Source organism: Aeromonas sp. 600886, assembly GCF_049174935.1.
GTDB classification, from domain to species: domain Bacteria; phylum Pseudomonadota; class Gammaproteobacteria; order Enterobacterales; family Aeromonadaceae; genus Aeromonas; species Aeromonas veronii_A.
In genome coordinates, this window is record NZ_JAAKUB010000001.1 from 199,285 (window position 1) to 217,080 (window position 17,796).

A 17,796-nucleotide genomic window follows, 5' to 3' on the forward strand; every position below is an offset into this window, starting at 1 on the left:
GTGAGTGGTACAAAACAAGAAGGATCCCCATGACTGTTTCTCGCAATTCCCTTCGCCATTACGCCAGATCCAGCGCTACCGCTCTGTTGACCCTGCTGCTGGACACCGCTTCTCACGCGGCGCTGGCCGCCGCCCAATCTGTGCCTGCCGAGCTCAAGCTCGCCATCGGAGCCGAACCCACCGAAGGGTTTGACCCTCTGCTTGGCTGGAGTCACGGCAGCTACCTGCTGCTGCACAGCCCGCTGCTCAAACAGAACGCCGACCTCAGCTGGCAGAATGTGCTCACCCAATCGGTGACCCCGAGCAAGGATGGCAAGGGGTGGATCATTACCCTCAAGCCTGACCTGAAATTCTCCAATGGCGCGCCGCTCACCGCCGAGGATGTGGCCTTTACCTACAACAGCGCGGCCAAGGGTGGCGGCAAGATCGACATGGGCAACTTTGTCTCGGCCAAGGTGCTCTCGCCCACTGAGGTTGCCATCACCTTGAGTGCCCCCCAGAGCACCTTCGTCAACGTGCTGGGATCCTTGGGCATAGTGTCGAAGCAGGATTACGACGCAAAAGCATATGCCCAAAAGCCGGTCGGTGCCGGCCCTTACCGGTTGGTGAGCTTCCTGCCCGGTCAACAGCTGGTGGTTGAGGCGAACCCCTATTACGCCGGTGGCAACAATGACTTCAAACGGCTGGTCTTTGTCTTTATCGATGAAGAGAGCGCCTATGCCGCGGCCCAAAGCAGCCAGCTTGATGTGGTGCGCATCGCCCCGTCACTGGCGCCCACCGTGCCTGCCTCCCTCAAGCTCTGGGTGCGGCCGAGTGTGGAGAACCGCGGCATCGTCTTCCCCATCCCGCCAGCAGGCGGCAAGGATGCCAAGGGTTATCCCATCGGCAACGACGTGACCTCGGATGTGGCGGTGCGCCGCGCCATCAACTACGCCATCGACCGCAAGCTGCTGGCCGACCAGCTGCTGGAGGGGCACGCCATCCCCGCCTACAGCGCGGTGGAAGGACTGCCTTGGCTGAACAAAGCCACCGCCTTCAAGGATGGCGATGCGGCCCACGCCAATGCCCTGCTCGATGAGGCGGGTTGGAAGATGGGCAGTGACGGCATTCGCCACAAGGGCTCCCTGCGCGCCGCCTTTACCCTCTGGTACACCAGTGGCGACAGCACCCGCCGGGATTTGGCGGAAGCGGTACGCGCCATGCTCAAACCCATCGGTCTTGAGGTGAGCCTCAAGTCCGGCAGCTGGGAGCAGGTGGAGCGGGAGATGCACGCCAACCCGGTGCTGATGGGGTGGGGGAGTCTGGATCCCATGGAGCTCTATCACCACTACCAGAGCGGCTCCGGTGGGGTAGAGTTCTACAATCCGGGCTACTACAGCAACCCTGTGGTGGATGGTCACCTCAAGCAGGCGCTGGATGCCCCGAACTGGCAGGCGGCCGTGCCGTTCTGGCAGCAGGTGGAGTGGGATGGCAAAACGGGCGCCGGAGTGCAGGGAGATGCCGCCTGGGCCTGGCTGCTCAACGTGCAGCACACCTATCTCGCCAACCGTTGCATCGATCTTGGCAAGGGGGCGCCGGAAATCCACGGTAGCTGGTCCCTGCTCAACAACCTGCAGGATTGGCGGTGGACGTGCCGTTAAGTTCGCCCTTGAGTCATTCAGGTTATCTGTTGCTAAAAGCCCTGCTGCGTCTGGCAGGGCTGTTATGTCTGGTCTCTGTCGCCACCTTTGTGCTGCTGAGCTACTCCCCCATTGACCCCATCAAGGCCTATATCGGCAACGATCTGCTGCACGTGCCGCCGGAGCAGTACGCCCGCATCGCCGCCCGCTGGGGGCTGGATCAACCACTCTGGCTGCGCTACTGGCACTGGTTTACCCAGGTGCTGCAGGGAGATCTCGGCTACTCCATGCTCTACAACGCACCGGTGGGTGAAGTCATAGGCCAACGCTTTGCCGCCTCCTTCCTGCTGCTGGCGGGCGCCTGGCTGCTCTCCGGTTTTTTCGGGATTTTGCTGGGCCTCTGCGCCGGTCGCTATCTCAATCGCTGGCCCGATCGCTTTATCTGCCGCTTCGCCTACCTGCTCGCCTCCTTGCCCACCTTCTGGGTCGGCCTGTTGCTGCTCGCCCTGTTTGCGGTGCACTGGCCGCTACTGCCAGTCTGCTGCGCCTGGACGCCGGGCCTCTCTGCCGATGAAGTGGACTGGGTCATGCGAGCACGCCATCTGTTGCTGCCGGTGACTACCCTGGCGCTGCTCGGGCTTGGCAATATTGCCTTGCATACCCGGGGGCGGGTGGCCGAGGTGCTGGAGAGTGACTTTATCCGCTACGCCCGCGCTCAGGGGGATGGCGGCTGGCCCATGCTGCGTTTTCATGTGCTGCGCCACGCTCTGACCCCGGCGCTCTGCCTGCAGTTTGCCTCGCTCGGTGAACTGATTGGCGGATCGCTGTTGGCAGAGAAGGTCTTCTCCTATCCGGGGCTCGGCCAGGCGACCGTGGATGCGGGGCTGCGGGGGGATATCCCCCTGCTGATGGGAATCGTGCTCTTTTGCACCCTGCTGGTCTTTATTGGCAATACGGTGGCCAGTTTGCTGCTGGCACGCATCAATCGGGGCTGGGAGGGTGAGCATGCTGTTTAATCCGTTTCCCTCTATGGTGCGCTTGGCCGTGGCAATGATCGGGCTGGCGCTGCTGGCCACTTACGGCTGGAGCCTCTCTCATCAGGATGTGCCGATGGATCTGCTGGCGCGCCAGCAGCCCCCCTCGCTGACCCACTGGTTCGGCACCGATCAGATGGGGCGTGATCTCTGGTTGCGTGCCTTTCAGGGCACCCTAACAAGTCTGGAACTCGGCATCAGCACGGCTCTCTGCAGTGGGCTACTGGCCATGGTGGCGGCAAGCGTGTCGCTCATTCACCCCAGATGTGATGCGGCGGTACGAATGGTGATCGACGCCATGCTGGCGTTGCCCCATATGCTGCTCTTGATCCTTATCTGCTTTACCGTGGGGGGCGGTATGCGCGGGGTGATCCTGGCGGTGGCGCTTACCCACTGGCCCAAGCTGGCGCTCATTCTCTGCGCCGAGGCGCGGCGGATCGCCTGCAGCGACTATGTGGTGCTGGCCCGCTGTCAGGGGATGGGGGCGCTGCGCCGCTGGCGTACCCACCTGTTGCCGGGGCTGTTGCCCCAGTGGTTTATCGGCACCCTGCTGATGTTTCCCCATGCGGTGCTGCACAGCGCGGCCTTGAGCTTTCTCGGCTTTGGTCTGGCGGCCCACGAGGCCTCGCTGGGCCTGCTGCTGGCCGATGCCCTGCGTTATCTGGCCGGTGGCGGTTGGTGGCTGGCCCTCTTCCCGGGACTGATGTTGCTGCTGCTGGTGTTGCTGTTTGATCAGGCTACCCGCGCCTTGCAACAGCTGCTGTGGCACAGGAGTGAACCATGCTGAGTTTTGATCAGGTGACCATAGAAGCGGCCCACTACTCCTGGCTGGGGCGGCGCAGTTGGCAGCCTTTGCTGACCGATATCAGCCTGCAACTGGCGCCGGGGGAGATAGTGGCGCTGGTGGGGGGGAGCGGCGAGGGCAAGAGCCTGCTGCTGCAAAGCGCTCTGACATTGCTGCCGGACAATCTGCGCATGCGCGGCAGCATCTCTCTCGATGGCACGCCTCTGTGCGATGCCGGTCGGGCCCGTCTGCGCGGCCACACCCTCTGCTATGTGCCACAGGGGGTAAGCGCCCTCAATCCGCTGCTGACGGTGGAGCGCCAGCTGGGCCGGGCGGCACGCCTCTGCGGCCAGAGCGGTTCTCGCGAGCGGCTCGGCCAGCAGTTGCAGCGCTACCAGCTGCCCGCGACCACCCTGGACAGGTACCCGCGCCAGCTTTCCGGTGGCATGGCCAAGCGCATTCTGGCCTGCACTGCGGCCCTTGGTGGCGCCCGCTACATTCTGGCAGACGAGATCACTGCCTGGCTCGACGAGGGGCTGGCCTGTCTGCTGCTCAGCCAGTTGCGTGAATTGGCCAATCAGGGCAGCGGCATCCTCTGGGTGACCCACGATCTGGCGCTGGCAGCCCGTTTTGCCGATCGCATTGTGGCGCTGCATCAGGGGCAGGTGAGCGATACCTTGAGCAGCCATCATCTGCGACAGGGGCAGGGGAGCGAGATGCTCCGTGCCCACTGGCAGGCGCTGCCGGAGTTCAATGCGCTCTTCTCTGTGCCGGAGGTTTCCTGATGTTGGACGTACGAAATCTCACCATCGCCCAGGGGGAACGCCCCCTCTGGCAGGGGTTATCGCTGACGGTGAAAGCGGGCGAGCGGCTCGGTATCTCCGCCCCGAGCGGCCATGGCAAGACCACGCTGGGGCGAGTGTTGGCGGGTTGGCAACCGGTTGGGGCCGGCGGGCAGATCCTGCTGGATGGGCTGCCGGTGCCTGAACAGGTAAAAGGTTATAACCCTATCCAGCTGGTGCCCCAGCACCCGGAGCTCACCTTCAATCCCTATCGCACCACCGGGCAGGCGCTGTGGGATGTGTGGCGCCCCGATGACGCCATGCTGGCCCGCTTTATGGTCAAGCCTGAATGGCTTGGTCGTAAACCCGGTCAGCTCTCCGGTGGCGAGCTGGCCCGCATCGCGCTGCTGCGCGCCCTTGATCCCCGCACTCGTCTGCTGATTGCCGACGAGGTCACCGCCCAGCTGGATCCGCAAATTCAGCGCCAGCTCTGGCGGGAGTTGATGGTTGAATGCGAGCAGCGCGGGCTTGGTATGGTGATATTCAGTCACCAGCAGGCGCTGCTGCGCCAGATCTGCCATCGGGTGCTGCGCTTTGGTGAGGTGCAGCCCGAATCTGGAGAGCTTACCGAAAGCGCGGCTTGAAGGTTAGTTCCCCCTCATCCCCAGCCCTTCTCCCGCAAGGGGAGAAGGGGGCAGACGGTGCCATCTCGCCAGACTCGGGGTTTGGGAAACAGGGGCTGGTTGTATGCACGCAGGCTCTCTGGGGCGAATATTTCGAGCATATTGCCAGGTTCCCCTTTCCCTGTTGAGACAGGGAGCGGAATGCGGCATCCACAAACCGGTTCCCTCTCCCTGGGGAGAGGGCTAGGGTGAGGGGATGTGCTTGTGCGGCGCTGGCCATTCGTACAAACAAAACTGCTGACAAGGTTCGCAGAAAGCAGATAAAAGAGAGGGAGGCATCAGCCTCCCTCTCTTGTTTTCTACCCTTATCAGCGGCGTTTAACCGGTTGATTTCAAGCACTGGCCAGCCAGTTAAGCCAGGCATCCATCCCTTCGCCTGTAGTGGCGCTGACCTGGATCACCTGAATATAGGGGTTGACCCGTTTGGCGTTCTCGATGCAGCGGGCCACATCAAAGCTGACGTAGGGCAGCAGATCGATCTTGTTGATCACCATTAGCTGGGCGGCGGCGAACATGTCCGGGTATTTGAGGGGCTTCTCTTCCCCCTCGGTGACGGAGAGGATCGCCACCTTGTACTTCTCGCCAAGATCGAAGCTGGCGGGGCAGACCAGATTGCCCACGTTCTCGATAAAGAGGATGCCCCCTTCATTGGCGGGCAGCTGGTGGCATGCGTCGTGAACCATTTTGGCGTCCAGATGGCAGCCCTTGCCGGTGTTGATCTGCACGGCAGGGACGCCAGTAGCACGAATGCGGTCCGCATCGGCGCTGGTCTGCTGATCCCCTTCGATCACCGCGCAGGGGCGTTTGTCGGCCAGTTGGCGCAGAGTTTCGCACAGCAAAGTGGTTTTGCCTGAACCCGGGCTAGAGATCAGGTTAAGCACCAGCTGGTCTGCGGCAGTGAAGTGTTCGCGGTTGTGGGCCGCCAGCGCGTTGTTCTTGGCCAGCACATCCATCTCGATGGCGATCAGCTGGCGCTGCCCCATACCGGGCACCGACAATCCCGCTTCCCCTTTGCCATAGTGCAGATCACCCTGCTGATGGTCATGGTCATGGTCATGGTCATGGTCATGGCAGTGATCATGGGGATGCGTGTGGGAATGGCCGTGCTCATGAGATTGGGCATGATCATGATGATGGTCGTGGGGGTGATCATGGTGGTGCTCATGGGGGTGATCATGACCCTCGTGGCTTATGGGAGCTCGCACCCCGTGGTAGTGGTGATGGACATCCCCCTGATGGTGATAGTGGTGGTGAATGATCAGGGTGCGCGGCGCACTCTGCTCGTGATCATGATGGTGATGGGCGTCATGACCATGATGGTGGTCGTGCTCATGACCATGTTCATGGTGATGTTCATGTTCGTGATGATGCTCATGATCGTGCTCATGGCCGGCGATCCGCGCCTGGCCGCATCCGCATACGCTACACATATCAACTTACCTCGATGTCGGTGATGCGCAGGCTATCACCCTGCGCGACTCGTAATTTGTATCCGCCACACTCGGGGCAGGCCTGCCCGCGCTCGGTGAGGGTGACCGTCTGGTTGCAGTCGTAACACCAGGCCTCTGCCGCCTGGTGCTGAAAGTGCAGTTGGGCCCCCTCGACGGCGGTGCCCTTGGCGGCGGCCTCGAAACAGAAGGCAATGGTGTCCGGGTCGACGCAGGAGAAGCTGCCGACCTCGAGCCAGAGGGCGGTCACCTTGGTAAAGCCCCGCTGGGTGGCCTGTTCAGCCGCCAGATCGATGGCGGCCATGGCCAGAGACATTTCGTGCATGGTGGCTCCTTAACCGATATGGGGAGGAGCAGTGACTCCTCCCTGTAAATGACGGAACGGCATGGCTGCTCAACAGATCCGCGGCAGCAGCTCCCCTTGCGGCAGCTCCAGATAGCGGCGGCTGCCCCAGGGGTTGTTGAGGATCACCTTGTGGCGATCGCTCGCCTGCACCACGCCGATCTGGCTGGCGGCGGGGTTGAATTGCCGCAAGATGCCCAGCGCGTCCTGCGCCTGTTCGGCAGGCAGGGCCAGCACCATGGTTCCCTCGTTGGCGAGATCATGGGGCTCGAAACCGTAGAGCTCACACAGGCCGCGCACCGGATCGCACACCGGAATGGCTGACTCCTCCAGCTCGATGGCAACACCGGAGGCGCTGCTCCACTCGTTGAGCACGGCGGCAAGGCCACCGCGGGTGGCATCGCGCAGGGCGTGAGGGGTAATCCCCGCTTTTAGCAGCGCTTCTACCTGCGGCCAGAGGGTGGTGCAGTCGCTCTTGAGATCGGAGCCCAGTTGCAGGGCGTCACGGGCCATCAGGATGCAGGCGCCGTGGCTGCCGATATCCCGCGACACAAGAATGGCGTCACCGGCTTTGAGGTTGCGTACCGAGATGCCCCGGCTCTGCTCAGGCCGCGGAAAGGTGCCGACCCCGCTGGTGTTGATAAAGATCTTGTCGGCCGCCCCCTTGGGCACCACCTTGGTGTCGCCGCAGACGATGCGGGCACCGCTCTTGGCAAGCTCGGCCGCCATCGACTCGACGATGCGGGCCAGATCGGCGTAGGGGAAGCCTTCCTCGATGATAAAGCTGCAGCTCAGATACTCGGGCTTGGCCCCCATCATGGCGAGATCGTTGACCGTACCGGCGATGGCCAGCTTGCCGATATCGCCCCCCTCGAAGAAGAGCGGCGAGACGGTAAAGCTGTCGGTGGTGAAGGCAACGGGGCCGCTCACCGGCAGATGGGCGGCATCTTCACCGCGCAACAGGATCTCGTTACCAAAGTGGCGAAAGAAGAGCTGGTTGATCAGCTGGTTCATCTCCACGCCGCCGCCGCCGTGGCTAAGTTGGATTTCTCTCATCGTTCCTGGATCCCCATATATCGGTAATAGGCATTGCAGGCCCCTTCGGAGCTGACCATGCAGCTGCCCATGGGCTGGGTCGGGGTGCAGCCCCGGCCAAAGACTTTGCACTGGTTGGGCTTGGCCAAGCCGCGCAGGATATCGGCGCACTGGCACGCCTTGTGGTCATCAATGGGTGTCTGATTGAGCGCAAAGTGACGCTCCGCATCGCGCTTGGCAAAGGCATCGCACAGGCGCAGGGCGGAGGCGTTGATATCCCCCAGACCTCGCCAGCGAAAGTGCTCGCGGGTCTCGAAAAAGCGCTCGACCAGCCGCTGGGCGGCTTTATTGCCACTGGCGGTGACGGCGCGGCTGTATTGCACCTCCAGCGCGTAACGACCCTCCACCTTCTGGCGCACCATCATCAAGAGCGCCTCCATCACATCCACCGGCTCGAAACCACTCACCACCACCGGCACCTGATAGCGATCGACGATAGGCAGGTAGATATCGGCGCCGGTGATGACGCTGACGTGAGAGGGGCCGATAAAGGCGTTCACCTTGGCCACTCCGTCGGCCATCACCGCATGAATGGCGGGCGGCACCAGCACATGGTTGATATGAAACAGCAGATTCTCGACCCCCTCTGTTTCGGCTGCAGCCAGCAAGGCGGCCGTCATGGGGGTAGAGGTCTCGAAACCGATGGCGAAGAAGACCACGGTTTTATCAGGGTTCTCACGGGCGATATGCAGGGCATCGAGGGGGTCATAGACCGGGCGGATATCGCTCCCCTTGGCCCGTTGCTGGGCCAGCGTGCCTTTGGAGCCCGGTACCCGGATCATGTCCCCCAACGTCACCAGAATGACGTTGGGCTGGCTCGCCAGCTCGATGGCCTGATCGATGCGCTCTTTGGGCATGATGCAGACCGGGCAGCCGGGGCCGTGAACGAACTCGATGCTGGCCGGCAGCAACTGGTGCAGGCCGTATTTCATGATGGTGTGGGTATGGCCGCCGCACACCTCCATCACCCGCAGTGGTTCGGGCAGATCTTTGGCGAGTTCTGTAATTTGGGCGGCGAGGGCGCGGATCACCTCGGGTTGGCGAAAGCCCTGGAACAGGTCATTCAAGGTCAGCATGGCAAGATATCCTGTTTGGGCATCAGGGCCACCATCTGGCGGAAGCTCTCGAGGCTGGCCTGCGCCTCCTCTTCGTCAATCTTGCTCATCACAAAGCCGATATGGAGCAGCACATAGTCGCCCACCTGGAGGGGCTCTTCCAGCAGCATGCAGCTGACGCGCCGCTGCACCCCAAGGGTGTCGACGGTGACGCAGTTATCTTCGGGGTGCAGTTGCACCACCTGAGAGGGGATGGATAGACACATGAATTTCAGGACTCCGACAAGGTGGCACAACCGGCTGTGGCAGGCTGGTGCGTGGCAAGATGGTGGATGGCAAACCAGAGCTGACCGGCGGCGATGCCACCGTCATTGAGCGGCAGGGTTTCGCTGGTCAATACCTGCCGGCCGGCCGCTTCGAGTGCGGGCACCAGCTGGTCCATCAGCACCCGGTTTTGAAAGACGCCGCCCCCCAGCGCCACCGGATAGTCGCGGAAGCGCTCGGCAAGGGCGATGACCAGATTGCTGATGGCACGGATAAAACCGGCTGCCAGGCTGGCGGTTGAGGTGCCTTGGCGCCGCTCGCTGACAAGGGTATGGATGAGCTCTGCCCACTCGATCTGCAGTGGCTCCCCTGTTAGGCCAAAGGCAAGGGGGAAGGGTTGTTCATCGGGGGCCAGCTGCAAGGCAGCCGCCTCTAGCAAGAGTCCCGCCTCGCCCTCGTAATCGGGGGTATCGATCACCCCAAGCAGCGCCGCCACCGCATCGAACAGCCGACCGATGGAGCTGGTGTAGGGGGCGTTGCGACCCAGCTGCCAGAGCTGGTGCAGGTTGCGGATCCGCTCAAGGGGCAGTTTGTTGATCAACGGAATATCGAGGGCGCTGATCTCATCCACGCCATAGGATTCGAACAGCAGCCCCAGCAGCTGACGTACCGGCTCGCGGATGGCCGCTTCGCCGCCGATCAGCTTGAAAGGCGCGAGGTGGGCAACACGATCGAAGCCCTTAACGTCTGCGATCAGCAGCTCGCCGCCCCAGAGGGTGCCGTCATCCCCAAGGCCGGTGCCATCAAAGGCAACCCCCAGCACCGGGCCCGTGATGTCGTGCTCGGCCATCACAGCCAGCAGGTGGGCGTGATGGTGCTGCACCTCGAGGTGGGTTGCCCCCTGATCGCGGCAATAGCTTTTGGCCCACTGGTGGCTGAGGTAGCCCGGGTGGCGATCCGAGACCAGAACTTCGGGTTTGAGATCGTAGAGATCGCGAAAGGTCGCCAGGGTCTGCTCGAAGTGCTCCTGCATCGGCAGGCTGTGCAGATCGCCGATATAGGGGCTGTAGATGCGCTGGCGGCTGAAGGCGAGCGCCAGCTGGTTCTTCTGTTGCGCCCCGACAGCCAAGAGCGGCACCTTGACCGCCTCTTGCAAGCTGGGGGTGCAGGGGGCATAGCCCCGGGCGAGGCGCAACGTCTGGCGTCGCCCGCCTGCCCACTGCACCAGGCTGTCGTCGCACGGGTGCAGGATGGGGCGGTTGTGATCGAGAATGCCGTCAATCTCGCTGCCGAGTCCCCTGACCACCGCCTCGCATTCGATAAGGATCGGGCTGCCGCGGCTGTTGGCGCTGGTGGCCACCAACGGCATGGCGCAGGCGTCCAGCAGCAATTGGTGCAGCGGGGTGTAGGGGAGCATGATGCCAAGGTAGGGGATGCCGGGGGCGATCCCCTCGGCCAGCGATATGGCTGACTGTCTGGATTCTGAGAGCCGATCATCATTTTTGCGCTTGCGCAGCAAGGTGATGGGTCTGGCCTGAGAGGCGAGCAGCGTCCACTCTGTCTCGCAGCCGGTGACATGCAGTTTGGCCTCGGCAAGGGAGCCTATCATCACCGCCAGCGGCTTGCGCGCGCGCCGCTTGAGCGTTCGCAATCTGGCAACACTCCGTTCATTGCGGGCATCACACATCAGGTGATAACCCCCCATCCCCTTGACCGCAATCAGCGCCCCCGCTTGCAGGGCGCGGGCAGCTGCTTGCAGGGCATCCTCGCGCTCGGCCAAGGCATCGCCACGGCCATTTCGCCAGATGAGATGAGGCCCGCATTCGGGGCAGCTCACTGGCTGGGCGTGGTAGCGTCTGTCCAGCGGGTTTTCATAGGCCGCAGCGCAGCGCGGGCACATGGCAAAGCCTGCCATGGCGGTGTGGGGGCGGTCGTATGGGAGGCTGCGGATGATGGTGTAGCGCGGGCCGCAGTGGGTGCAGTTGGTAAAGGGGTAGTTGTGGTGGCGATCGTTGGGGTTGGCCACATCCGTGGCGCACGCCTCGCACATCCCCTGATCCGGCGAGATGGCGACCGTGGCCGCGCTCTGCTGCTGGCTCGCTTTAATTCGAAACTGGCCATGAAATTGGCCATCGAAGTCGGGATCATGAGCAAGGGGCAGTTCCCGCTCGCTGAAATGATCGATGCGGCTAAGTGGCGGCGCCAGTTCCCGCAGTTCGCGGGCAAAGGCTGTGAGCTGCTCGGACGATCCTTCGGCGCCAATAGTGACGCCACTCGCGTCATTCAACACATAACCGGCAAGGCTGTGGCGCAACGCCAGCCCATAGACGAAGGGGCGAAAGCCGACCCCCTGAACTATGCCGTCGATATGAAATTCGCGGCGCAGCCGGTTGGCCACAGGATTGGCAGAGCCAGAGGGGGCGATGGTGGCGCTCATGCCAGCTCCATCTCATCTTGAGTCTGCGGTAAACGCAGCACCCGGCGCTCGTTCTCCTCGCGCCGCACCCAGCCATCCATCTCCATGCGCAGGCAGAACGGAATGGCGTATTTGCGCGACAAACCGGTGATCTCCTTGAGGGATGCCATGTCGATCAGATCTCCCACCTGCTGGCCCGCCAGCACGGCGGCGACCATCTGGTTGTAAAGCTCGGCGTCGTAGTAGATGGGGCCATCGAGCTGCACCAGATACTTGAGTCGTGCCAGATTGCGCAGCTGCTTTTGCAACGCGCCTTTTTGCTGCAAGCCCTGCTGCAGGGCGGCGGGCAGCTTGCGGGTGATAAAGGGATCCAGCTCCACGCCGCCGGGACCCAGTTTACCGGGCTCGTAACCCTCCTTGCCTTGATCTCGCACCACCTTGAGCACCAGCTGCGCCTCTTCTCCCAGATCGTCTTCCGACTCGCCGCTGCCCGGCTGCCACTTGTCATGGTGCAGGCGAACAAGCTGCTCGCTCTTGAGCTGCTGGATCAGGGCCTGAATGACCGGCAGGGCGATGCCAAGGCGGGTTGCCAGTTCGGCGGCACTCAGCGGTTCGCTGGCCAGCGTAGTCAGCAGCTGGTCGCGGCTTTGGGCCAGCCAGTGGTTGTCCAGCAGCCACTCACCGAGGGGGGTGACCAGCTCGGGCCGCTGGTCAAAGCGGCTGGCCAGCACATAGCCGTTGAGCCCCAGTTGCAGGGTGGCCGGGTTGTAGTGCTCGAGCTCATCTGGCAGCTCGCCCAGCAGGGTGTGCAGTGCCTTGCGTCTGGCGGGGTGGATGTCTCCGTACCAGACGATGCGGGCGCCGTGCAGCAGTTCGCTGCTGCCGTGGCGAATGATGGCGAGCGGCTGGCCGAAGAAGCAGGGGATGGGGCTGGTAAAGATCAGCCGCGCCAGCCGGGTCTCTTTTATTGGTACAAAGCGCGCAAGACCATGCCAGCTGCCGAGGGCTACTTCCACTTCCTGCGTGCGTAGCGCCTTGCTGCTCAGGCTCTCGGCGTTGAGCCGCACGATAAGATGGGTTGCCGCCTCGCACTGACCGGCGGCGCTGGTGAGGCAGTGACCGCGAGCCACCTCCTTATGAGGCACCTTTTTCAGGCCCACCGCCACCCGGCAGACGGCGCCGATCTCGTCGACGCTCTGGTGATAGGCCTGCAGGGAGCGCACCTGCACCTCCCGATCGGCGGGGTAGAGGCGCAGCTTGTCCCCCACCTTGAGGCTGCCCTGCTGCAATGTGCCGGTAAGCACGGTACCGGTGCCGTTGGCGGTAAAGACCCTGTCTACATACAGTCGCGGAGCGCCCTGTTCGCGAGCCGCTTGTGACGCTGGCAGATCGGCAAGCTGGCAGACGATGGCGGTGTGCAGGGCAGCCATATTCTCGCCGGTTTTGGCGCTGACGCTGACGATGTCGGGCACCATGCCGCTCTCGTCCATTACCCGCTCCAGCAGGCTCTCTTCCAACAGCAAAAGCTCGTCGGGGGAGACCAGATCGCACTTGTTGATGCAGACCAGGAGGCGCGGCACCCCCATCGCCTTGAGCAGGCGCAGGTGATCGCCGGTCATCGGCATCCACCCCTCGTCGGCGGCAATCACCAGCAGCACCAGATCCAGACTCCAGAGCCCCGCCACCATGTTGCGGATATAGCGCTCGTGGCCGGGCACGTCGATGACGCCTATGGTGTTGCCCTGACCGTCGTCAAAGTGGGCAAAGCCGAGATCCTGGGTCATGCCGATGGCCTGCTCGAGGGCGCGGGCGGTGGTGATGCCGGTGAGGGCCTTGATCAGCAGGGTCTTGCCGTGGTCCACGTGACCAGCAAGACCGATAACGGCGCGATAGGGGGTCATGGGATCAGAGCTCCTCGGTCGCATTTGTTGCATTGAACGGGGCGGGCAGCAGCAATTCCTTGAGTTGGGCGATCAGCAGTTCCATCTCGGTCGGCAGCAGGCTCGCCATATTGAGCAGCACCTTCTGCTGGCGCACGGTGGCGATGACCGGCACCGGCAGTTCGCGTAGATCATCGAGCAACTGCTGAGCTGGGCGCGGGTCGGTGCACTCGAGCGCAGGGGCCGGGTAGAACTCGTCCGGCAAGGTGCCGCCACCTACCACCAGCTGGGCGGGGACCGGCACAAAGCAGCCGGGCAGGGCGGACATCAGCTGGTCGGCTCTCGCCTGCATGGCTGCCGGGTTGCTCAAGGTGCGCTGGGCAATACCCTCACCGATGGGGGATTTGTTGAGCTTGTGGATGAGCAGGCGTTCGAGCAGGGAGTAGACGATGCGGCTCGGGCGGAAGGTACGCATCATGGGGTGTTTTTCCAGCCGCTTGATAAGATCGCTGCGGCCACTGATGATGCCCGATTGCGGGCCGCCCAAGAGCTTGTCGCCGGAATAGCAGACCAGATCCGCCCCCGCCTTGATGTACTGGCGCACCGAGGTTTCATCCGGTGCAAACTCTTCGAGGGTCAAGCCGGAGCCCTGATCCACCGCCAGCACTACATGTTCGGGCAGGGCGCGGGCCACCTCGCCGATATCGGGGGATTCGGTAAAGCCGCGAATGGCGAAATTGGATCTGTGCACCATCAGCACCAGCGCGGTCTGGTCTGTGATGGCATCGAGGTAATCTTTGGCGGTAGTGATATTGGTGGTGCCCACCTCCACCAGTTTGGCGCCGGAGAGGGCCAGAATATCGGGAATGCGAAAGCCGCCGCCAATCTGGATCTGCTCGCCGCGCGAGACGATCACCTCGCGCCCCTTGGCCACCTCTTGCAGCAGCAAAAAGAGCGAAGCGGCGTTGTTGTTGACCACCAGCGAATCCTCGGCCTGGGTGAGGCAACGGAGCAGGGGGGCGATCAGCCCCTTGCGCCCGCCGCGTTTGCCGGTGGCGAGATCCAGCTCCAGATTGTTGTAGCCGGTGTTGAGGTCACGCACCTCGTCCCACAGCTCGTGACTTAATGGCGAGCGCCCCAGATTGGTGTGCACCAGGGTGCCGGTGGCGTTGATCACCCGGGTCTGACGCTGGCGCAGCTGCTGTTGGCAGCGTTTGGCAATCAGCGCCTCGATCTGCTCGGGGGCAACGCCATGATGGCGAAAATCTTCGCTCTGGCGCAGTTCGCTGAGGGTATCGCGCACCGCCTGGGTCACCAACGGGCGGCTCAGCGTCTCGATAAACCCGGCGAGAAAGGGTTGCTGCAGCAGCTGTTCCACTTGCGGCAACCGGCGCGTTGGTTGCTGGCCGGGCTGTTGCTGAGAATCTGGCTGTGAATCGTCGGCAGCCTGACCTGATGCGGGCTGGCGGTGGGGGATGGCTGACGCGTGAGACGAGTTCGGCATGGGATTACCAGTGCAATGCGTGGGTTCGGGATGCGCACCGGTTTGCCGATAGAGAGGCCGAGCTGACGGGTTATGGCACTGCTGGCGATTTGCGGATGATTGCAAACTGGGTGCATCAATGAGCGGGTATAAATTAATGCAGCATCGATGCTGATAAATTAATTTTTGGCCAGCGAGATAACCTGACTTCGGATTATATTGGCAAGCGGCAAGCACCTTTTTTAAGGTATTACTTCAAACATATTGAACAAACAATGGAAATAACATCCAGGCCGAAAATTCAGCGAGAGAGTATTTGTTCAATAGATGAATTTGGCGGAAGAGGCAGGAATCGAACCTGCCAAAGCCTTCTCGGCTCACATCGGTTTTGAAGACCGAGGAGGCCACCAGACCCCATCAACTTCCGTAACGGTCGCCATTTTGTGGCAAATTTCTGTGGCTGGCAACGCTTTTTTTGTCATAAAAAAGCGAGAGTTAGCGATTTTTTGAAAAAAGCAAAGAACCTTGTTTTATATCAAGTTCAGCACAATTAGCCCGATGTTTTTAATTTAACATCGGGCCTCGATCACATTGCCGGAACCGTCGGTCAATAACGGTCGTTAACAACTCGCTAAATAATCACCTCTTGGAATTGTCAATATTCCACTGCTCCAGTTTATCTATTAACAAGTCGGTATCTTTGGCTGCATCAAGATGCTGATAAAGATAATCCATCGCCTCGCTCACCATCTCGGTCATCGGGAAGGAAAACGCCACGATGGCCGGTTGTACCCCGACAAAGATTACCTCGGGGACAAAGGTCTTGAGCTCGTCGATCAGGAAATTGAGCGGCATATTGTGGGTCGAGAAGATAAACATTTCGGCGATGGTCTCGGGGGGGATCACCTGCAGGGTTCCCGCCTTCTCGCCGATCTCGGCGGCATCCACCAGCACCACTCGCTCCGGTTGCAGCTCCCGCACCTTGTAGACCACATTTTCCGGCGCGATGCCGCCGTCGATATGGATCCAGCCGGGCAGGGGGGCGGCTTGCAGCTTGTCGGCGAGATAGGGGCCGGCACCGTCGTCCCCCATCATGGCATTGCCCACGGTCAACACGAGATTGCAGCCCATCAGCGGCTCCTTACCATCAGGTACATATGGGGGTCGTTAAAGAGGGCGGTGAGCTGATCCATAAAGGTGTTGGTCCAGCCTAGCTCCTGCTCATTCAGCACATTGTCGGCTTTGCGCAGTCGGTCGAAGGCGCAGGCCAGCATATGGCAGTGCTCGCGATAGATGGTGATCTCGCCAAAGGTGAGAAACCCCTCCATCTTGCGGCGCGCTTCACTTCCCTCTGGCAGCTTGGCCACCCAGTCGCGATAACCGGTCAGCGAGCAGACCAGGTCTGCTCGCAGGCAATCGACGATGCCGAGGTGGTGGCCGATGGCGAGGCTGTAGTACATCACCTCCCTGGCCTCTTCCGGCACGTCGAACTGCTCGTCGACGAACTTGCGCGAGAGGCGATAGAAGAAAACCTCGTCAGCCATGTACCGCCTCTCCCTTGCCGGCCGCCCGGTTGAGGCAGGCGTTTGCGAGGTTGTTGACGATCTCCGAGAGGCGCGGATCGTCGTGCTGATCGAGGTAGCTCTGGATGCGCAGATCCACATCCTGCTGGGTCGCCCCTTCGAGCAGGGCCATAAACTCGTCGGCGATGATCCGCCCCTGCCGATAACCGGCCATGCGGCGCGCTTCGCGCTCGATCATCACCCGGATTTCATTGGGGATGCCGGTGTGGCGCAGCTCGACCCGCTCACCCGGTTGCACCTCGTGGCTGGTGGCTTTGAGTTTCTGTTCCAGCAGACCAAGCGCCACGGCAAAGCCGTAGATGGTAGCTGCCGGTGTGGGGGGGCAGCCGGGGATATAGACATCTACCGGCACGATCTTGTCGGTGCCGCCCCATACGCAATAGAGGTCGTGGAAGATGCCGCCGTCACAGCCGCAGGCGCCGTAGGCGATGCAGATCTTGGGATCGGGCGCCGCCTCGTAGGCGCGCAGGGCCGGCACCCGCATCGCCCGGGTTACCGCGCCGGTAAAGAGCAGGATGTCGGCGTGGCGGGGGGAGGCGACCACCTTGATGCCGAAGCGCTCGGCATCGAACAGCGGGGTGATGGTGGCGAAGATCTCGATTTCGCAGGCGTTGCAGCCGCCGCAATCGACCCGGTAGACATAGGCCGAGCGGCGAATGTCCTTGAGCAGGGTCTTTTTGAGTTTGGTGATCTCGGGATCCTGTGCCAGCGGCACGGCGCGGGTATGGGCATGGCCGACAACCGGTTCTATGCCTTTGATCTTGCTCATCACATCCACTCCTTTTGTGCGGCCATCGGTGTGGCTATCGGTGTGATCAGGGCCGAGTCAGGCTGGCTCAGCATGCTCTGTTTTCGTTTGCAGTCGGGGCAGTGATGCAGCCGCTCCGGGGTCGCCAGCGGCGTGCCTGCCTGCTTGAGGGTGTCCTCCACCAGCGCCACCAGCTTGCTCGGGGCAAAGTAGGTGCCGCAAAGGGTGCAGGGGGCCAGCGCGAAGCGGGCCTCCTCATAGAGATCCGCCTTGTTGGTCACCGCCAGCTCGAACTCGGGGGAGAGGGCGATGGCGCGGGTCGGGCAGACCTCCTCGCAGCGGCCGCAGAAGATGCAGCGTGCCATGGAGATCTCCCAGCGCCGTTCGCCGGTCTCCATGTCCACTTCCATCACCAGCGCATTGGCCGGGCAGGCCTTGGTGCAGGCGGCGCAGGCGATGCACTGATCCGCCTGATATTTGGGTTTGCCGCGAAAATCCCGGTTCACCTCGTAAGGGGCGAAGGGGTACTTGGCGGTCGGGGTGCCAGCCTTGAGGATGGTCTTGAACAGCTTGATCATG

Annotated in this window: 18 protein-coding genes and 1 tRNA gene; 6 read left to right on the forward strand and 13 right to left on the reverse strand. The window is 62.2% G+C overall.

All coding sequences use genetic code 11. The features are described 5' to 3' along the window. Positions 1-29: 29 nt before the first annotated feature. Genes G5179_RS00920 through G5179_RS00940 form a run of 5 tightly spaced genes read left to right on the forward strand, consistent with a single transcriptional unit; the run spans position 30 to position 4,863 of the window. Positions 30-1,640, forward strand: coding sequence for an ABC transporter substrate-binding protein (locus G5179_RS00920; RefSeq protein ID WP_421257682.1), 1,611 nt, complete (start codon positions 30-32; stop codon positions 1,638-1,640). Beyond that, positions 1,625-2,635 (forward strand): ABC transporter permease, encoded by a 1,011-nt coding sequence (locus G5179_RS00925; RefSeq protein WP_139407723.1) that lies wholly within the window; start codon positions 1,625-1,627, stop codon positions 2,633-2,635. The genes G5179_RS00920 and G5179_RS00925 overlap by 16 nt, the downstream gene beginning before the upstream one ends. Further along, the gene (locus tag G5179_RS00930) at positions 2,625-3,440 is read left to right on the forward strand and encodes an ABC transporter permease (protein ID WP_139407721.1); all 816 of its coding nucleotides are present in this window, start codon (positions 2,625-2,627) and stop codon (positions 3,438-3,440) included. Before G5179_RS00925 ends, G5179_RS00930 begins: the two co-directional genes overlap by 11 nt. Further along, positions 3,434-4,222, forward strand: coding sequence for an ATP-binding cassette domain-containing protein (locus G5179_RS00935; RefSeq protein WP_408853393.1), 789 nt, complete (start codon positions 3,434-3,436; stop codon positions 4,220-4,222). Before G5179_RS00930 ends, G5179_RS00935 begins: the two co-directional genes overlap by 7 nt. After that, positions 4,222-4,863, forward strand: a complete 642-nt coding sequence (locus G5179_RS00940) for an ATP-binding cassette domain-containing protein (RefSeq protein WP_421257683.1) — start codon at positions 4,222-4,224, stop codon at positions 4,861-4,863. The genes G5179_RS00935 and G5179_RS00940 overlap by 1 nt, the downstream gene beginning before the upstream one ends. Positions 4,864-5,234: 371 nt before the next feature. Here the strand turns inward: G5179_RS00940 and hypB are convergent, their stop codons facing one another. Beyond that, the gene (gene hypB / locus G5179_RS00945) at positions 5,235-6,095 is read right to left on the reverse strand and encodes a hydrogenase nickel incorporation protein HypB (RefSeq protein WP_421257760.1); all 861 of its coding nucleotides are present in this window, start codon (positions 6,093-6,095) and stop codon (positions 5,235-5,237) included. Here hypB and G5179_RS00950 point away from each other — a divergent pair. Beyond that, on the forward strand, positions 5,982-6,356 hold the full coding sequence (locus tag G5179_RS00950; protein ID WP_236317686.1) for a hypothetical protein: 375 nt from the start codon (positions 5,982-5,984) through the stop codon (positions 6,354-6,356). The genes hypB and G5179_RS00950 overlap by 114 nt on opposite strands. On the opposite strand, the gene hypA is transcribed toward G5179_RS00950, so the two are convergent. The 12 genes from hypA to G5179_RS01010 all read right to left on the reverse strand — a co-directional run bounded on the left by hypA (position 6,334) and on the right by G5179_RS01010 (position 17,795). Beyond that, positions 6,334-6,675, reverse strand: a complete 342-nt coding sequence (gene hypA, locus G5179_RS00955) for a hydrogenase maturation nickel metallochaperone HypA (protein WP_024944968.1) — start codon at positions 6,673-6,675, stop codon at positions 6,334-6,336. The genes G5179_RS00950 and hypA overlap by 23 nt on opposite strands. 69 nt (positions 6,676-6,744) lie before the next feature. Beyond that, positions 6,745-7,749: a hydrogenase expression/formation protein HypE gene (gene hypE / locus G5179_RS00960; RefSeq protein ID WP_043819815.1), complete on the reverse strand. Its 1,005-nt coding sequence runs from the start codon at positions 7,747-7,749 to the stop codon at positions 6,745-6,747. Further along, positions 7,746-8,864: a hydrogenase formation protein HypD gene (hypD, locus tag G5179_RS00965; protein WP_421257684.1), complete on the reverse strand. Its 1,119-nt coding sequence runs from the start codon at positions 8,862-8,864 to the stop codon at positions 7,746-7,748. The genes hypE and hypD overlap by 4 nt, the downstream gene beginning before the upstream one ends. After that, the gene (locus G5179_RS00970) at positions 8,858-9,109 is read right to left on the reverse strand and encodes a HypC/HybG/HupF family hydrogenase formation chaperone (protein WP_040065728.1); all 252 of its coding nucleotides are present in this window, start codon (positions 9,107-9,109) and stop codon (positions 8,858-8,860) included. The genes hypD and G5179_RS00970 overlap by 7 nt, the downstream gene beginning before the upstream one ends. A 5-nt stretch (positions 9,110-9,114) precedes the next feature. Beyond that, positions 9,115-11,544, reverse strand: coding sequence for a carbamoyltransferase HypF (gene hypF, locus G5179_RS00975; protein WP_421257685.1), 2,430 nt, complete (start codon positions 11,542-11,544; stop codon positions 9,115-9,117). Next, a complete protein-coding gene (gene selB / locus G5179_RS00980) occupies positions 11,541-13,424 on the reverse strand; it encodes a selenocysteine-specific translation elongation factor (protein WP_421257686.1) in 1,884 nt (627 codons plus the stop codon). The genes hypF and selB overlap by 4 nt, the downstream gene beginning before the upstream one ends. Positions 13,425-13,428: 4 nt before the next feature. After that, complete coding sequence (gene selA, locus G5179_RS00985; RefSeq protein ID WP_421257687.1) at positions 13,429-14,907, reverse strand: L-seryl-tRNA(Sec) selenium transferase; 1,479 nt, start codon at positions 14,905-14,907, stop codon at positions 13,429-13,431. A 313-nt stretch (positions 14,908-15,220) separates the two neighbouring features. Continuing rightward, a tRNA-Sec gene (locus G5179_RS00990) sits at positions 15,221-15,312 on the reverse strand. Positions 15,313-15,525: 213 nt separating this feature from the next. Beyond that, on the reverse strand, positions 15,526-16,017 hold the full coding sequence (gene hycI / locus G5179_RS00995) for a hydrogenase maturation peptidase HycI (protein ID WP_216962495.1): 492 nt from the start codon (positions 16,015-16,017) through the stop codon (positions 15,526-15,528). After that, positions 16,017-16,430: a formate hydrogenlyase maturation HycH family protein gene (locus tag G5179_RS01000; protein ID WP_411601086.1), complete on the reverse strand. Its 414-nt coding sequence runs from the start codon at positions 16,428-16,430 to the stop codon at positions 16,017-16,019. The genes hycI and G5179_RS01000 overlap by 1 nt, the downstream gene beginning before the upstream one ends. Further along, the gene (locus G5179_RS01005; RefSeq protein WP_005333324.1) at positions 16,423-17,238 is read right to left on the reverse strand and encodes an NADH-quinone oxidoreductase subunit B family protein; all 816 of its coding nucleotides are present in this window, start codon (positions 17,236-17,238) and stop codon (positions 16,423-16,425) included. Before G5179_RS01005 ends, G5179_RS01000 begins: the two co-directional genes overlap by 8 nt. Then, positions 17,238-17,795 carry a formate hydrogenlyase complex iron-sulfur subunit gene (locus tag G5179_RS01010; RefSeq protein ID WP_005345227.1) on the reverse strand — a complete coding sequence of 186 codons (558 nt, stop codon included), beginning with the start codon at positions 17,793-17,795 and terminating at the stop codon, positions 17,238-17,240. Before G5179_RS01010 ends, G5179_RS01005 begins: the two co-directional genes overlap by 1 nt. Between the last annotated feature and the right edge of the window lies 1 nt (position 17,796).

What these genes read in the sequence shown, in the direction of transcription:
- G5179_RS00920 (WP_421257682.1), top strand. Translation starts at nt 30, where the DNA reads ATGACTGTTTCTCGCAATTCCCTTCGCCATTACGCCAGATCCAGCGCT.
- G5179_RS00930 (WP_139407721.1), top strand. Translation starts at nt 2,625, where the DNA reads ATGCTGTTTAATCCGTTTCCCTCTATGGTGCGCTTGGCCGTGGCAATG.
- G5179_RS00935 (WP_408853393.1), top strand. Translation starts at nt 3,434, where the DNA reads ATGCTGAGTTTTGATCAGGTGACCATAGAAGCGGCCCACTACTCCTGG.
- G5179_RS00940 (WP_421257683.1), top strand. Translation starts at nt 4,222, where the DNA reads ATGTTGGACGTACGAAATCTCACCATCGCCCAGGGGGAACGCCCCCTC.
- G5179_RS00950 (WP_236317686.1), top strand. Translation starts at nt 5,982, where the DNA reads ATGGGGATGCGTGTGGGAATGGCCGTGCTCATGAGATTGGGCATGATC.
- hypA (WP_024944968.1), bottom strand. Translation starts at nt 6,675, where the DNA reads ATGCACGAAATGTCTCTGGCCATGGCCGCCATCGATCTGGCGGCTGAA.
- hypE (WP_043819815.1), bottom strand. Translation starts at nt 7,749, where the DNA reads ATGAGAGAAATCCAACTTAGCCACGGCGGCGGCGGCGTGGAGATGAAC.
- hypD (WP_421257684.1), bottom strand. Translation starts at nt 8,864, where the DNA reads ATGCTGACCTTGAATGACCTGTTCCAGGGCTTTCGCCAACCCGAGGTG.
- G5179_RS00970 (WP_040065728.1), bottom strand. Translation starts at nt 9,109, where the DNA reads ATGTGTCTATCCATCCCCTCTCAGGTGGTGCAACTGCACCCCGAAGAT.
- hypF (WP_421257685.1), bottom strand. Translation starts at nt 11,544, where the DNA reads ATGAGCGCCACCATCGCCCCCTCTGGCTCTGCCAATCCTGTGGCCAAC.
- selB (WP_421257686.1), bottom strand. Translation starts at nt 13,424, where the DNA reads ATGACCCCCTATCGCGCCGTTATCGGTCTTGCTGGTCACGTGGACCAC.
- selA (WP_421257687.1), bottom strand. Translation starts at nt 14,907, where the DNA reads ATGCCGAACTCGTCTCACGCGTCAGCCATCCCCCACCGCCAGCCCGCA.
- hycI (WP_216962495.1), bottom strand. Translation starts at nt 16,017, where the DNA reads ATGGGCTGCAATCTCGTGTTGACCGTGGGCAATGCCATGATGGGGGAC.
- G5179_RS01000 (WP_411601086.1), bottom strand. Translation starts at nt 16,430, where the DNA reads ATGGCTGACGAGGTTTTCTTCTATCGCCTCTCGCGCAAGTTCGTCGAC.
- G5179_RS01005 (WP_005333324.1), bottom strand. Translation starts at nt 17,238, where the DNA reads ATGAGCAAGATCAAAGGCATAGAACCGGTTGTCGGCCATGCCCATACC.
- G5179_RS01010 (WP_005345227.1), bottom strand. Translation starts at nt 17,795, where the DNA reads ATGATCAAGCTGTTCAAGACCATCCTCAAGGCTGGCACCCCGACCGCC.